The sequence below is a fragment of the Saccharopolyspora sp. NPDC002578 genome, assembly GCF_053592695.1.
Genome location: NZ_JBSFWJ010000110.1, coordinates 1 through 13,350 on the forward strand (window position 1 = coordinate 1; position 13,350 = coordinate 13,350).

The window sequence follows — 13,350 nt, forward strand, 5'->3', positions numbered from 1 at the left end:
CGGCGGCGCACGTGTCCGGAGCCCTGTCGCTGCCGCGACCTCGCCGACGGAGTGGCCGCCGACGTGGGAAAAAGATCCCGCAGCGAGAGACCGACTGAGGTTCCGCCACCGACCCCGATGCAAAAGGACCCCGAACGCAGAGACCGACTCACACTCGGTTGAGGCGGTCCAGCAGCACGGCCGACGCGACCGCGTAAGCACCGGCGCGACGCACCGAGGTCACCACCGCCCGGTCCGACGTCGCCACCACCAGCTGCCTGCCCTGCGGCTCGGCGATCACCAGCGAGCGGATCACGTCGTCGGCGATCACGCCGGGGTCGCTGAACAGCACCCGCACTCCGCGCGGCCCGGCGGTGGGCACCGCGAGCACGTCGGCACCGTCGAACACCACCGTCACCTCCGCGCCGGTGCGCGCCGCCAGCGCCGCCAGCTGGTGCGCCAGGCGGTTGCGCTGATCGGCCAGCGGCAGGTCCGGGTAGCCGGTCTTGGTCACGTTGTAGCCGTCGACGATCAGGTGCACGGCGGGCAGCGCGAGCAGCCGGTCCAGCGCCACCGCGTCCGCCACCTGCCCGGTGACGCCGGAGTCGGTGCGCACCCGCTGCACCACGTCCGCCGGACGCGGGCCGTGCCCGCCGGCGCGCAGTTCCCGGCGCAGCCCGCCGAGCGCGCCCTCCATGGTCTCCAGCAGCAGCGAGATCCGGACCTCGTCGCCCTGCCGCGCCTCCCTGGCCGATTGCCGGGCCACTTCCGCCTCGGCCGCGGCGCGCTGGGCGCGTTCCCGCTCCTCCTGCGCCTTCACCTGCTCGCGGTCCCGCTGGGCGCGCAGGTCCGACAGCTCGGTCTCCACCAGCCGGTGCGCTTCGGTGAGCTCCGCGCGGGCCACCTGCGCGTCGTCCTTGGCGTCGCGGAGGCGCTGGCCCTGCTCGCGCAGGCGCTTGCGCAACCGGTCGGCTTCGGAGCCGGACGCATCGCCAGCCTGCTCCTGCGCGCGCCGCAGCTCGGCGAGTTCGTGCTGCAACCGCTCGGTCTCAGCGGCCAGCCGCTGGGCTCGGGCCTGCGCGGAGTCCCGCTCACCGCGCAACCTCCCCTGTTCCACGCGGAACGCGACGAGCTCCACGTAGTGCTCCGTGTTCGGCGTCCCGAGCAGGATGCCCGCCGCGGCGACCACCACCGGGTCGGAGTTCGCCGCGTCGAGCCCGTCGGGGCGGTGCTCGCGGCACCAGTCGACGACCGCCGTGCGGAACACCGGGGCGTCCCGCAGCGCCGCGACCAACGGCCCTTGCCCGAGCTTCGCCCGTTTGGCGGGTGCGAACCGCACCACCGGGCGAAGCGGGACCGGCACGTCCGAGGGACGCATGCTCTCCAGCGCCTCCGCGCCCAGCTCGGCGAGCCTGGCCCGCACCGGCGCGGGGAGTTCCTCCGGGTCACCGGCCGGACAGGGCTCGAAGACCTCGCTCGGAGCGCCGTTCGGCGCCTGCCGCGGACTGTCCACAGCAGACTCTTCGGAGCGCGGGGCATCGGCACCCGACGTCGGCGGAACCACGGGACCAGGCTAGTCGTCCGCTCCTCGTTCACCCGATCCGGAGGTTGTCGGTGGCCGCCCGTAGCGTGCGCGCGATGACCGGGGCGCAGCTGACCTTCGACGAGATCGACGACGACCTCCCCCTGCACCGGACGACGTTCGTCGTCGTCGACCTGGAGACGACCGGTGGCAGCGCGCAGCGCGACGCCGTGACCGAGATCGGCGCGGTGAAGGTCCGCGGCGGCGAAGTGCTCGGTGAGTTCGCCACCCTCGTCGACCCCGGCTGCGAGATCCCGCCGATGGTCGTGTCGATCACCGGGATCACCGGCGCCATGGTGCACGGGGCGCCGCGCTTCGACTCGGTGCTGCCCGCGTTCCTGGAGTTCAGCCGGGACAGCGTCCTGGTCGCCCACAACGCTCCGTTCGACATCGGATTCCTGCGAGCACACTGCGAACGGCTGGAGCTGACCTGGCCGAAACCGCAGGTGCTGTGCACCGCGAAGCTCGCCCGCCGGGTGCTGAGCCGGGACGAGACGCCGAACCACAAGCTCGGCACCCTCGCCCGCGTGCTGCACGCCCGCACCACCCCGGTGCACCGCGCCCTCGACGACGCCCGCGCCACCGTCGACGTGCTGCACGCGCTGCTGGAGCGCCTCGGACCGCTGGGCGTGCGGACCGTGCCGGAGCTGCTGGCGCACCTGCCGGACGTGACCCCGCAGCAGCGCCGCAACCGCGGCCTGGCCGACGACCTGCCGAACGCCCCCGGCGTCTACCTGTTCCGCGGCCCGAACGACGAGGTGCTCTACGTCGGCACGGCCTCCGACCTGCGCCGCCGGGTGCGGCAGTACTTCACCGCCGGGGAACGCCGCGGCCGGGTGCGGGAGATGGCCGGGCTCGCGCAGCGGGTGGACCACGTGGAGTGCGCGCACCCGCTGGAGGCCGAGGTGCGGGAGCTGCGGTTGCTCGGCGCGCACCAGCCGCGCTACAACCGCCGCTCCAAGTTCCCGAAGCGCACCTGGTGGGTCGTGCTCACCGAGGAGGCCTTCCCGCGGCTCTCGATCGTCCGCAGCGCCCGCGACGGAGCGCTGGGCCCCTTCCGGTCCCGGGCGGCCGCGGCGGAGGCCGTGGAGACCTTGCAGGCGGGCACCACGCTGCGCCGGTGCACCGAACGCATCCCGGCGCGCAACCCGTCGGGGCGTCCGTGCGCGGTGTACGAACTCGGGCGCTGCGCGGCGCCGTGCGCCGGGCACCAGAGCGTCGAAGAGTACGCGCCGCAGGTCGTCACCGTGCGGGAGGTGATCTCCGGCGGCCCCGCCGGCCGGGACGCGGAGCACGGACTCCTGGAGCGGCTGCACGCGGAACTCGACCGGCTCGCCGCCGAGGAGCGCTTCGAGGACGCCGCCGCGGCCCGCGACCGGCTCGCCGGGCTGGTGCGGGCGCTCGACCAGGCGCAGCGCTGGGCCGCGCTGGCCGCGGTGCCCGAACTGGTCGCGGCCCGCCCGGACGGGGCGGGCGGCTGGCAGCTGGCCGTGGTGCGCCACGGCAGGCTCGCCGCCGCGGGCAACGCGCGGCGCGGGACACCGCCGATGCCGGTCGTGGACGCGCTGCAGGCGGCTGCGGAGACGGTGCTGCCGGAGCCCGGACCGCTGCGCGGCGCCCCCGCCGACGAGGTGCGCGTCGTGCACCGCTGGCTCACCACCGGCGGCACCCGCCTGGTCCGCTGCGCGACGCCCTGGGCCGAACCGGCCGGTTCTGCGGCCGCGTGGCGCACCTGGCTGGAGCGCGCCACCCAGGCCCGGACCCCCTACCCCGCCGCGGACTGAGCCCGGAACGCGAAACGGCCCGGCACCCCTGTGGGGTACCGGGCCGCTCCGGAACGATCAGGCTCACTCAGAAGGCTGCTGCGGCCTTCCGGAGACCAGTTCGCGGTCCTCGCGCGCCTCGTGCTCCGCGCGCTCGTTCTCCGCCCGGGTCCGGGCCAGGGCCTCGGTCTCCTCGGCGGGGTCCGGCTTGAGCCAGCTGCCCTCGACCGGGGAGCCCGCGGCACCGAGCTTGTTCATCTTCTTCGGCACCGCGGCGCCCTGGTAGGCGAGCTCCTCCGGGTGACCGTGCGAGTCCACCGGCCCGAGCGGCTGGTGCACCTCGATGAACTCACCGTGCGGGAGCCGCTTGATGATGCCGGTCTCCACGCCGTGCTCCAGCACCTCGCGGTCGGCCCGCTGCAGACCCAGGCACACCCGGTAGGTGATGTAGTACGTGATCGGCGGTGCGAGCAGCAGCCCGATCCGGCCGCCCCACGTCATCGCGTTCAGCGAGATGTTCAGCTCGAACGCGACCACGTCGTTCATGCCGGAGATCATCAGCACGGCGAAGAAGGACAGCGCCATCATGCCGAGGCTGGTGCGTACCGGGTTGTCCCGCGGACGCTGCAGCAGGTTGTGGTGCGCGTTGTCCCCGCTGAGCTTGCGCTCGATCATCGGGTAGGCGATCAGCAGCGTGAACATGATGCCCATGCCGATCGCACCGCAGAAGAACACCGGCGGCACCGTGTACGGCCCGATGTAGAGCTCCCAGGCCGGCCAGATCCGCAGGATGCCGTCCGCCCACATCAGGTACCAGTCCGGCTGCGAGGCCGCCGAGACCTGCGAACCGAGGTACGGCCCGAGGTTCCAGATCGCGTTGATCTGGAACACCCCGCCCATGATCGCCAGGATGCCGGTGGTCAGCGCGAAGAACGCACCGCCCTTGAGCGCGAAAGTCGGCATGATGCGGATGCCGACGACGTTCGTCTCCTTGCGCTTGGCGCCCGGGAACTGGGTGTGCTTCTGGTACCAGACCAGCGCCAGGTGCGCCGCGACCAGGCCGAGCATGATCCCCGGCAGCACCAGCACGTGCAGGATGTAGAGCCTCGGGATGATCTCCATTCCCGGGAACTCGCCGCCGAACAGCGCCCAGTGCATCCAGGTCCCGATCAGCGGGATGGACAGCACGATGCCGGACATGGTGGCGCGGACGCCGGTACCGGAGAGCAGGTCGTCCGGCAGGGAGTAGCCGAAGAAGCCCTCGAACATGCCCAGGATCAGCAGCAGCGAGCCGATGACCCAGTTCCCCTCACGCGGGCGCCGGAACGCACCGGTGAAGAAGATCCGGAACATGTGGGCCATCATCCCGGCCACGAACAGCAGCGCCGCCCAGTGGTGCAGCTGCCGGATGAACAGACCGCCGCGCACCTCGAACGAGATGTCCAGGGTGCTCGCGAACGCCTTGGACATCTCGACGTCCTGCAGGTTCCGGAACACGCCGTCGTAGGTGACCTCCTCCATGGAGGGGTCGAAGAACAGCGACAGGTAGATCCCGGTCAGGATCAGGATGATGAAGGTGTAGAGCGCGATCTCACCGAGCAGGAACGACCAGTGCGTCGGGAAGACCTTGTTGAGCTGGCGCCGGATGCCGGGCGCCATGTTGTACCGGCTGTCGGCCTCGTTGGCCGCAGTTGCCGCCTGCCGGTAGAGCTTGCTCTCCGGCTTGGTGGGCGTCGTGATCGAACTCATGAGTTGCGCTCCCAGTACGCTGGGCCGACCGGCTCGATGAAGTCGTGCTTGGCCACGAAATATCCCTCTTCGTCCACCGTGATCGGTAGTTGCGGCAGGGAACGAGTGGCCGGACCGAACACCGGCTTGGCGTAAGTGTTGACCACGTCGAACTGCGACTGGTGGCAGGGGCAGAGCAGGCGGCCGGTCTGCTGCTCGAACAGCGAGGTCGGGCAGCCCACGTGGGTGCACACCTTCGAGTAAGCGTAGTAGTCGCCGTAGTTGAAGTTCTCCTGGCCCTTGCGCTTGACCGGGGAGCTGCCCGGCCGGAGCCGGATCAACATCACCGGGGCGTCGCTACGGCGCAGCACCGAGGCGAGCTTGTGCTCGTCCTCGCGGTCGGACTCGCGGAACGGGAAGACGGTCTCGAAGCCACCGGCGTCGATGTCCTCCGGGCGCAGCAGCGACACGTCGTGCGGGTCGCCGGTGTCGCGCCGCAGGTAGACCTTCTCGTCGTTCTCCTTCATCCACGCGGTGTGCTTGAGGGAGTCGGGTCCCTCGGTGGCCCACGGGTCGCGGATGAAGCCGCCGATGGCGATCACGCCGGTGCCCAGGCCCAGCGCCGCCCCGCCGAAGCCGAGCGTGCGGCGGATCATGGAGCGCCGGGCGAAACCGCTGCGCACACCGGTGTCGGCGAGGATCGCGGTGACCGTCTGCTTGTCGACCTCGTCGGATCCGTGCCCGTCGTGGCGCTGCTGGATCGCGACCTCGTGCGGGATGAGGTTCTTGGTGTAGAGCACCACGCCCACGCCCAGCGCGACGACCGACAGCCCCAGGAACAGCCCGATCAGCGGGGTGTAGAGGTTGTAGAGGAAGTACGCCTGGCCGCCCTCTTGCGGGGAGACGTAGGCCCACGGCCAGAAGATGAACACCGCGATGAACGCGATCGCGGAGAGGCCGGCGAGCACGAACCAGGCGGCGACCGCCCGCTCGGCGCGGCGCTCCGCGCGGGTGTTCTCCACCGGGAACGGGTCCTGGTAGTGGACGAGCTCGACGTCGTCGAGGGCCAAGCCCAGCCGCATCTTCTCGTCGCGGCTCATCTCGGCCAGTTCGGCCTCGGTGTAATCGCGCTTGGGGCTTGCCTGCCCGCCTTCTGCACTCATGCCCTGGCTCCGATCCACAGGGTGACGCCGATCAGCGCGCCGAGTCCGACGACCCAGGCGATGACGCTCTCCGAAGCGGGGCCGAAGCCGCCGACGGAGCTACCGCCGGGGTTGTTGTTGTTGTCCGTCACGGACTTGACGTACGCGATGATGTCCTTCTTCTCCTCCGGCGTGAGCTGCCGGTCGGAGAACTTCGGCATGTTCTGCGGGCCGGTGAGCATCGCCTCGTAGATCTGCTGCTCGCTGGCCGGGTCCAGGTTCGGCGCGAACTTGCCGGACGACATCGCGATGCCGCGGCCGGTGAAGTTGTGGCAGGAGGCGCAGTTGAGGCGGAACAGCTCGCCGCCGCGCGCCGAGTCGCCCGTCGCCGCCGCGCCGGTGGTGTCCGGGGACACCGGGCCGCCGCCGTAGGTCTGCACGTACGCGGACATCGCGTCGATCTCCTCGGGGGAGAACTTCGCGGGCTTGCGGATCGCCTGGGCTTCCTGGCGGACCATCGGCATGCGGCCGGAGGAGACCTGGAAGTGCACGGCGGCCTCGCCGACACCGACCAGGCTCGGCCCGCGGTCCTTCACACCGCCCAGGTTCGCGCCGTGGCAGCTGATGCACGCGTTGTTGTAGAGCTGCTCGCCCTGCCTGACCAGCGCCGGGTCCGCCGCGGCGTGCGCGGTCTGCGGCTCGGGGGTCAGGACGGTGTACAGCCCGCCCGCGCCGACCAAGGCGATCCCGAGCGCGAGGACACCGGAGAGCCTGCGCCGGAACTTGGATCCCGCGCGGTTCCGTTTCTTGATGGTGGTCATGAGTGCGGCAACCCTTGCTGTCAGGTTCGGGGTGTTTCGTGGCGGCCCTGGTGAGGCCGGTGGATCACGGAACGAGGTAGATCACGGCGAACAGACCGATCCACACGATGTCGACGAAGTGCCAGTAGTAGGACACGACGATCGCTGCGATGGCCTGCGCCGGGGTGAACTTGCTCAGCTTGGTGCGGATGAGCAGGAACACGAAGGCGATGAGTCCGCCGATGACGTGCAGGCCGTGGAAGCCGGTCGTCATGAAGAACACCGTGCCGAACGCCGACGAGGCGATCGTGGTGTGGTGCGCGGCGACCAGCGTGTAGTACTCGCCTGCCTGACCCAGCACGAAGATCGTGCCCATGATCAGGGTCACCACGTACCAGCGGCGGAGGCCGAACACGTCGCCGCGCTCGGCCGCGAACACACCCCACTGGCAGGTGAACGAGGACGCCACCAGGATCACCGTGAACGGGAGTGCGTAGGCGATGTTCAGCTCGCTGGGCGGCGGTGGCCACGCACCCTCGTTCTGCGCCTTCACCGTGAAGAACATGGCGAAGAGTCCAGCGAAGAACATCAGCTCGCTGGCCAACCAAACGATGGTGCCGACGCTGACCATGTTCGGGCGGTTCAGCGAGTGCACGCGTTGACTGATTGAGGGCGCTGCCGTTGTCACGCGACGCATTATGTCCCGTGCGTTTTCCCCCTGCGCCCTCGGGTCCCGGGCGTGGCGCTTCAGTGATCAGATCGCGACCTGGAGGTAACTCGTTGTGATTAATTTTCGCCGTTTTTTGTCCCATCTGGGGTTAAGGCGTGGCCGGCAGGGGCCCACGGCACCCGACTGGAACGATCCGGCGTTGATCGTGGTGGTCAGCGCGTTCGACGAGACCGAGGCCGCCTCGGCCGTGCTCGCGCGCTCGCCGCAGTGGGCTCCGGAGGACGCCGCGGTGCTGCGCCACCACCTGCTGCTCCCGGCGGAATCGATCAGCAGGGCCGCTGAGCTGCTCGAACAGGACGACTGGCGGCTGCGCCCCGATACGGGCGAGGGATCCGTCCCGTTCGGCGCGGAGCCCGCCGCCGGTGAGCAGGCGCTGTTCGCGGAGCGTGTGCAGAAACTCGACGCGTTGCATTGCTCACAGGAGAGCTCCCGGATGGCCGGACTCGCGCAGCGGCTGCACGGCAGGGCCGTCGGCTGGGTCGCGCTGCAGAGCGGTCCGGGCTGATCACCGGGGCGCTGATCCGTGGCGGCTACTGCTCACGCCTGTTCAGCCGCTAGCATCCGGAGATCACCGTCATCGAGGGCACCCTCTCGTCGTCGGGCCGAGTCACCACAACGCCGTGAGCCGACCGCCTAGCCAGCGAGGAGCAGCTGATGAGCACATCGACGACCACGATCCTGGTGTTCAGCCACCGGCCCGAAGTTCGCGAATCGATCATCAACGCGATCGGCAGGCGGCCTTCACCGGACCTGGCCAGGGTGACCTACGTCGAGGCGGGCAACGTCGCGGACGTGCTCAGCGAACTCGACGCCGGCCACGCCGACCTGGTGGTGCTCGACGGCGAGGCCCAGCCCACCGGCGGCATGGGCGTCTCGCGGCAGTTGAAGAACGAGATCTCGAACTGCCCGCCGATCGTGCTCACCGTGCGCCGCCGCGACGACCGGTGGCTGGCGACCTGGTCGCAGGCCGACGCGGTGCTCGTGCACCCGCTGGACCCGCTGTCGTCCGCTGAAACCGTCGCAGAACTGCTCCGCACCGCAGTGCCATCCGCGGTGCGGGCCTGAACCACCCGGAGAACAATCGTGGGCACCATGTCGGGCACCTGGCCGAAACTCCTAGGGCACCTCGTCGCGGGCAACGACCTGTCCGCGAGCGACACCGCCTGGGCGATGGACCTGGTGATGACCGGCGCGGCCACTCCGGCGCGCGTCGCCGCGTTCGTCGTGGCGCTGCGCGCGAAGGGCGAGACCGCGGCCGAGGTGCGCGGCATGGCCGACACGATGCTCACCCACTCGCTGCCGCTGGACGTCGGCCGCCGGGCGGTCGACGTCGTCGGCACCGGCGGTGACCGGTCGGGCAGCGTGAACATCTCCACGATGACCGCGATCGTGCTCGCCGCCTGCGGCGCGACCGTCGTCAAGCACGGCAACCGGGCGGCCTCGTCCAAGTGCGGGACCGCGGACGTGCTGGAGACGCTGGGCGTCACGATCGACCTGCCGCCGGAGGGCGTGCGGGCGTGCGTCGACGAGGTCGGCATCGGATTCTGCTTCGCACCGGTGTTCCACCCGGCGATGAAGTTCGCCGCCGGCCCGCGCCGGGAGATCGGCATCCCCACCGCGTTCAACCTCCTGGGCCCGCTGACGAACCCGGCGCGCCCGAGCAGCGGCCTGATCGGCTGCGCGGACAAGCGGATGGCCCCGGTGATGGCGGAGGTGTTCGCGGCGCGCGGCAACTCGGTGCTGCTGGTGGCCGGCGACGACGGCATGGACGAGATCACCACGACCTCGACCACCACGGCCTGGGTCGTCGGTGACGGGCAGGTCCGCCAGGAGTGCATCGTTCCGGAGGACCTCGGCATCCCCCGCACCACCGCGGAAGCCCTGCAGGGCGGCGATGCCGAGGTGAACGCCGAGGTGGTGCGCACGCTGCTGGCGGGTGAGCGGGGCCCGGTGCGGGATGCCGTGGTGCTCAACACCGCAGGTGCCCTCGCCGCCTACGACGGCATCGGCTCGGACCTGACCGCGCAGTTGCGCACCGGGCTGGACAAGGCCGCGCAGGCGCTCGACTCCGGTGCCGCCGCGGACCTGCTGTCCCGCTGGGCCGCGTTCCGCTGGCAGCGGTAGCTCCGCGGTGACCGGTCACGGCGCCGGGTCGAACGGGGCTCGGTCCGGCCGGCAGACGGCGCCCTCGGCGGGCAACGCCCCGGAACCGAAGTAGGCGGTCAGCGCGGCGTCGATGCAGGCGCTCTTCCCTCGGGCGCCGTGCCCGAACGAGTCGAGCGTGAGCAGCCGCGCGTCGGACAGCAGCTCCGACACCTTCTGCGCGTCGTCGTACGGCGTGGACGGATCACCCTGCCGGTTGCCGATGACCAGCACCGGCCCGGCCGTCTCCCGGTCCCACGGGCCCGTGTAGCGGTCCGGATCCGAACCGCCGGGCCAGGTGGCGCACCCCAGCGACAGGTACGTCGAGTAGGCGCCGAAGCCGCGCCCGGCCTCGTCTGCCCGCCTCGCGTAGTCCGGCCACACCCACGGGTCACCGGGATTGCTGCTGTCGTTGCACATCACGCTGAGCCCCTGCTCCGGTTTGCGACCCGGTCGTTTGGGCGGTTCGGGCACCTCGACGACGGGCGGTGGTCCGGGCTCGACGCCGGGCAGCGATCGCGCGTGCAGCACCTGCAGGAACTCGCCGAGGTCCGCGGCGGACCCGGCGGTGTGCAGCGCGCTCAGGGTGCCGCGCACCGCGACCTGGTAGGTGATCTCCAGCGGAGTCCCGTCGGGCGCGGTGGCGCTGACCGGCCGCGCGAGCACCCGGTCGAGCAAGGCGTCGTACTTGCCGAGCAGATCGGTGCCGGGTTCCCGGAAGGCGCAGCGCTCATCCGCCGCGCACGCGCCGAGGAACGTGCGCAGCGCCCGTTGAGCGCCCTCCTCGGCGCCCAACCGGTAGCTGAACGGCTGGAACGCTTCTTCCGGGCGGTATCCGGTGGTCCACTCGATCGGGTCGAGCACCGCGTCGATCGCGACCGAGCCGACCCGTTCCGGGAACAGGTTCGCGTACACGGTGCCGAGGTGACTGCCGTAGGAGATGCCGTAGTAGTCCAGCCGGTCCTCCCCCACCGCCTGCCGCAGCAGGTCGAGATCCCGAGCGACGTTCGCCGTCGAGGTGTGCCCCGCCAACGGCCCCGCGTTGCGCCCGCACTGCTCGACCGCGCGCGCGGTGTCGGTGACCTGAACCCGTTCCTGCTCCGGGGTGACCGGGAAGGTGTGCTCGTGCTGGAAGCCGTCGGCGGGGTCGGTGAAGCAGCTCAACCCGGTGCTGTCGCCGACACCACGCGGATCGAAACCGACGATGTCGAACCGCTCATGCAGCTCAGGAGTCAACGCCGGAGCGATCCGCCCGCTACCGCCCGGACCACCAGGGTTGTAGAAGATCGTCCCGAGCTTCCGCTCCTGATCCACCGCAGGCAACTTCCCCACCGCCAACCGAATCCGCTGCCCCGACGGATCCCGATACGACAACGGCACCTCAGCAGTAGCGCACTCATAACCAGGCGCATCAGCACACGGACTCCAGTTCAGCACCGGGACGTCCGCGCCACCGGTGCGCAGGGTTCCGCTGCTCTGCTCGGCTTCGGACCGCCCGGCGGCGAACGGCAGCAGCGAACCCGCGAGCAGCGCTGCGACGAGCGCGATCGTTCCGCGCGGTGCAACGGCGATGCGTGATGACATGTCCCGGCCAATCCCCCGTGGTATCCGTCGGCCGGAAGGTAGGGCAGGGGATCAGCGCGCCGTCCCTGGAATCAGGGGTACGCGGCGGAAAACCGGCGGGCTCCGCGCAGGTTCACCCGGAGGGGATCACCCGAACGCCGGACGGCCTCATTCCAGGCCGAGGGAGAAGGTGGCCTCGGTGTCCTGGCTGGAGTACGAGCGGAACGCGATGTGGGTGTCGGTGTCGAGCACCCCGGCGACCTTGTTGATCCGGCCCGGGACGATCTCCGCGATGTCCTCGTGGTTCGTGACCCGCAGGATCGCGATCAGGTCGACGTCGCCCGCGCACGAGTAGACCTCGGCGACGCCGTCGATGTCGGCGACCTCCTGCGCCGCCTCGGTGAGTCGGTCGGCGACGGTCTGGATGAGCACGATCGCGGTGATCACGAAGAGCCTCCTGGCTGCGGGACTGCGTTGCTCCGGCCCTCGAATCCTAAGCTCCTCGGAACAGGTGCTTCCCGCCAACGCACCGCGACCGCACGGCCCGCCCGACCGGTCGGGTCGAGCGGGCCGCCGCATCACGTCCGGGCTGGTCAGGGCACCGGGTCGAAGGGGCCCCGGTCCGGCTGGCAGATCGTGCCCTCGGCGGGCAGCGCGCCGTCGGCGAAGTACGCGTTCAACGCCCCGTCGATGCAGGCGCTCTCCCCGCGGGCGCCGTGCCCGAACGAGTCGAGCGTGAGCAGCCGCGCGTCGGAGAGCAGCTCGGACACCTTCCGCGCGTCGTCGTAGGGGGTGGCCGGATCGCCCTGCCGGTTGCCGATGACCAGCACCGGAGCCGAGTTCTCCCGATCCCACGGCCCGGTGTAGCGGTCCGCGTCGGATCCGCCGGGCCAGTTCGCGCAGCCCAGCGACAGGTACGTCCAGTACGAGCCGAAACCGCGCCCGACCTCGTCGGCGCGCCGCGCGTAGTCCGACCACACCCACGGGTTGCCCGGATTGCTGCTGTCGTTGCACATCACGCTGAGCCCCTGCTCCGTTCGCAGGGCGCCCGCCCAGCCTTGCGGAGCAGGCGGTACCGAGACGACCGGCGCCGGTGCGGCAGCGGCACCGGGCAGCGAGAGCTCGTGCAGCTGCTGCAGGAACTCGGCGAGCCGGGGCGAGGTCGAGGCGCTGTAGAGCGCGCCCAACGTGCTGGTCGTGGCCGCCTGGTAGGTGATCTCCAGCGGAGTCCCGTCGGGCTGGGTGATCGTGACCGGCTGGGCCAGCAGCCGGTCGAGCAGCGCGTCGTACTTGCCGAGCAGGTCGGTCCCCGGTTCCCGGAAGGCGCACCGCTCATCGGCGGCGCACGCGTCGAGGAACGTGCGCAGCGCCTGCTGGGCACCGCCGTAGCTGCCCAACCGGTAGCTGAACGGGTCGAAGGCCTCGTCCGGGCGGTATCCGGTGGTCCACTCGATCGGGTCGAGCACCGCGTCGATCGCGACCGAGCCGACCCGTTCCGGGAACAGGTTCGCGTACACGGTGCCGAGGTGACTGCCGTAGGAGATGCCGTAGTAGTCCAGCCGCTCCTCCCCCACCGCCTCGCGCAGCAGGTCGAGATCCCGAGCGACGTTCGCCGTCGAGGTGTGCTGCAGCAGCGGCCCCGCGTTCCGGGCGCACTGCTCGACTCCACGTGCGGTGTCCTCGACCGTGACCCGTTCCTGCTCGGGAGTCACCGGGAAGGAGCCCACCTCGTGGAAACCGTCACCGGGCTCGGTGAAGCAGCTCAACCCGGTGCTGTCACCGACACCACGCGGATCGAAACCGACGATGTCGAACCGCTCATGCAACTCAGGAGTCAACGCCGGAGCGATCCGCCCGCTACCGCCCGGACCACCAGGGTTGTAGAAGATCGTCCCGAGCTTCCGCTCCTGATCCACCGCAG

12 protein-coding genes are annotated in these 13,350 nt (G+C 70.8%); 4 read left to right on the plus strand and 8 right to left on the minus strand.

Annotated features, from left to right (window positions below; genetic code table 11):
* Nucleotides 1-148: 148 nt before the first annotated feature.
* Nucleotides 149-1,492, minus strand: a complete 1,344-nt coding sequence (locus ACWD38_RS28675; RefSeq protein WP_450125309.1) for an NYN domain-containing protein — start codon at nt 1,490-1,492, stop codon at nt 149-151.
* Between the two features lie 125 nt (nt 1,493-1,617).
* On the opposite strand from ACWD38_RS28675, the gene ACWD38_RS28680 reads away from it, so the two are divergent.
* On the plus strand, nt 1,618-3,345 hold the full coding sequence (locus ACWD38_RS28680) for a DEDD exonuclease domain-containing protein (RefSeq protein WP_184477898.1): 1,728 nt from the start codon (nt 1,618-1,620) through the stop codon (nt 3,343-3,345).
* A gap of 63 nt (nt 3,346-3,408) precedes the next feature.
* Here ACWD38_RS28680 and qcrB read toward each other — a convergent pair whose 3' ends face one another.
* The 4 genes from qcrB to ctaE all read right to left on the minus strand — a co-directional run bounded on the left by qcrB (nt 3,409) and on the right by ctaE (nt 7,691).
* Nucleotides 3,409-5,073 (minus strand): cytochrome bc1 complex cytochrome b subunit, encoded by a 1,665-nt coding sequence (gene qcrB, locus ACWD38_RS28685; RefSeq protein WP_450125310.1) that lies wholly within the window; start codon nt 5,071-5,073, stop codon nt 3,409-3,411.
* Nucleotides 5,070-6,215: a cytochrome bc1 complex Rieske iron-sulfur subunit gene (qcrA, locus tag ACWD38_RS28690; protein ID WP_184477896.1), complete on the minus strand. Its 1,146-nt coding sequence runs from the start codon at nt 6,213-6,215 to the stop codon at nt 5,070-5,072. The genes qcrB and qcrA overlap by 4 nt, the downstream gene beginning before the upstream one ends.
* Nucleotides 6,212-7,015, minus strand: a complete 804-nt coding sequence (gene qcrC / locus ACWD38_RS28695) for a cytochrome bc1 complex diheme cytochrome c subunit (RefSeq protein WP_184477895.1) — start codon at nt 7,013-7,015, stop codon at nt 6,212-6,214. Before qcrC ends, qcrA begins: the two co-directional genes overlap by 4 nt.
* A gap of 64 nt (nt 7,016-7,079) precedes the next feature.
* Nucleotides 7,080-7,691 carry an aa3-type cytochrome oxidase subunit III gene (gene ctaE / locus ACWD38_RS28700; protein ID WP_184477894.1) on the minus strand — a complete coding sequence of 204 codons (612 nt, stop codon included), beginning with the start codon at nt 7,689-7,691 and terminating at the stop codon, nt 7,080-7,082.
* 172 nt (nt 7,692-7,863) lie between these two features.
* Here ctaE and ACWD38_RS28705 point away from each other — a divergent pair, with 172 nt between their 5' ends.
* The 3 genes from ACWD38_RS28705 (at nt 7,864) to trpD (ending at nt 9,848) form a co-directional block, all read left to right on the plus strand.
* On the plus strand, nt 7,864-8,229 hold the full coding sequence (locus ACWD38_RS28705; RefSeq protein ID WP_450125311.1) for a hypothetical protein: 366 nt from the start codon (nt 7,864-7,866) through the stop codon (nt 8,227-8,229).
* Between the two features lie 149 nt (nt 8,230-8,378).
* Complete coding sequence (locus ACWD38_RS28710) at nt 8,379-8,789, plus strand: response regulator (RefSeq protein WP_184477893.1); 411 nt, start codon at nt 8,379-8,381, stop codon at nt 8,787-8,789.
* A 27-nt stretch (nt 8,790-8,816) separates the two neighbouring features.
* On the plus strand, nt 8,817-9,848 hold the full coding sequence (trpD, locus tag ACWD38_RS28715) for an anthranilate phosphoribosyltransferase (protein WP_184484885.1): 1,032 nt from the start codon (nt 8,817-8,819) through the stop codon (nt 9,846-9,848).
* A gap of 15 nt (nt 9,849-9,863) precedes the next feature.
* Here the strand turns inward: trpD and ACWD38_RS28720 are convergent, their stop codons facing one another.
* The 3 genes from ACWD38_RS28720 to ACWD38_RS28730 form a co-directional block, all read right to left on the minus strand.
* Nucleotides 9,864-11,450: an alpha/beta hydrolase gene (locus tag ACWD38_RS28720; protein WP_450125312.1), complete on the minus strand. Its 1,587-nt coding sequence runs from the start codon at nt 11,448-11,450 to the stop codon at nt 9,864-9,866.
* 147 nt (nt 11,451-11,597) lie between these two features.
* Nucleotides 11,598-11,876 (minus strand): Lrp/AsnC family transcriptional regulator, encoded by a 279-nt coding sequence (locus ACWD38_RS28725; protein WP_450125313.1) that lies wholly within the window; start codon nt 11,874-11,876, stop codon nt 11,598-11,600.
* Between the two features lie 146 nt (nt 11,877-12,022).
* Nucleotides 12,023-13,350: alpha/beta hydrolase (locus ACWD38_RS28730; protein WP_450125314.1), on the minus strand; the 1,328-nt coding region annotated here is incomplete at its 5' end.

What these genes read in the sequence shown, in the direction of transcription:
- trpD (WP_184484885.1), top strand. Translation starts at nt 8,817, where the DNA reads ATGTCGGGCACCTGGCCGAAACTCCTAGGGCACCTCGTCGCGGGCAAC.
- ACWD38_RS28720 (WP_450125312.1), bottom strand. Translation starts at nt 11,450, where the DNA reads ATGTCATCACGCATCGCCGTTGCACCGCGCGGAACGATCGCGCTCGTC.
- ctaE (WP_184477894.1), bottom strand. Translation starts at nt 7,691, where the DNA reads ATGCGTCGCGTGACAACGGCAGCGCCCTCAATCAGTCAACGCGTGCAC.
- qcrA (WP_184477896.1), bottom strand. Translation starts at nt 6,215, where the DNA reads ATGAGTGCAGAAGGCGGGCAGGCAAGCCCCAAGCGCGATTACACCGAG.
- ACWD38_RS28710 (WP_184477893.1), top strand. Translation starts at nt 8,379, where the DNA reads ATGAGCACATCGACGACCACGATCCTGGTGTTCAGCCACCGGCCCGAA.
- qcrC (WP_184477895.1), bottom strand. Translation starts at nt 7,015, where the DNA reads ATGACCACCATCAAGAAACGGAACCGCGCGGGATCCAAGTTCCGGCGC.
- qcrB (WP_450125310.1), bottom strand. Translation starts at nt 5,073, where the DNA reads ATGAGTTCGATCACGACGCCCACCAAGCCGGAGAGCAAGCTCTACCGG.
- ACWD38_RS28680 (WP_184477898.1), top strand. Translation starts at nt 1,618, where the DNA reads ATGACCGGGGCGCAGCTGACCTTCGACGAGATCGACGACGACCTCCCC.